Annotated in this window: 1 protein-coding gene; it reads left to right on the forward strand. The window is 46.3% G+C overall.

The annotated features are described in order from the left end of the window. Window positions 1-944, forward strand: a 944-nt coding sequence (locus tag A3766_RS26495; protein WP_156509161.1) for an EAL domain-containing protein, incomplete at both ends; no start/stop codon positions are given.

The raw sequence follows: 944 nt of genomic DNA on the forward strand, positions 1-944 counted from the left end.
TGCCGGTGAGCTTCGTTACCGAGTACGGTATGCAGATCGGTTCAGCACTAGAGCTATTTATACTAAACGCAGCCTTAGCCTCACGTTTCTATCAAGAGCATAGGCAGCGAATAGCTGCGCAAGAAGCACGATTACTGGAGCAACTTGAGCGCAGAGAAACCGAACAGAAGCTATTAAACAAGTCTTTATCTGATCCCACGACCCACTTGCCAAACCGCTCCTGCTTTGAGCAGCAGGCTAATTTGGTTATTGAGTCTCGTGGGAATAAACGGATCGCTATTTGTGTGATCGAAATCCTTCGTTATATGGAGATCAGTCGTACCTTGGGTCACCATAATACTGATTTAATGCAGGTCGAGGTGGCTCAGAATTTCGCTGCATTGTCGGTTAATATGCCAGGTATCGTCAAACTTCAGGGGCCTTCCGAGGAAGCATTAATTTGTTCTTTGGAGCCAGGCTCATTTGTGATGCTCGTTGAGGCAGAGCTTGCGGAAAGCCACACAGAGCAGGTAAATGAAATTCTAAAGCAGGCAATGCAACCAATTGAGTTTAAGGAGATGCGTCTGGAACTGCGTCCGGTAATTGGTGTGGCTGTTTGTCCTGAGCACGGTTTGAACACCGAAACTTTATTGCGCCATGCCCAAGTAGCTGCAGACTCATCGGAAGCACTTGAGCGACACCTTTCTTACTATCGCCCTGAATATGATCAATACAATGCGCGCCGCTTGATGATGGTTTCTGAATTGAAGGAAGCGATCAAGAATGATCATCTGGCTTTGTACTTTCAGCCTAAATACTCTCTTAAAGAGAATCGAGTTGTAGGTATGGAGGCCTTGGTAAGGTGGAACCATGAGCGTTATGGCTTGGTTAGGCCTGATGAGTTTATTGAGATTGCCGAACAAACAGGCATTATTAAAGCATTAACACGCTGGGTGGTGAGCAAT

The sequence above is a fragment of the Oleiphilus sp. HI0132 genome (genome assembly GCF_001635845.1).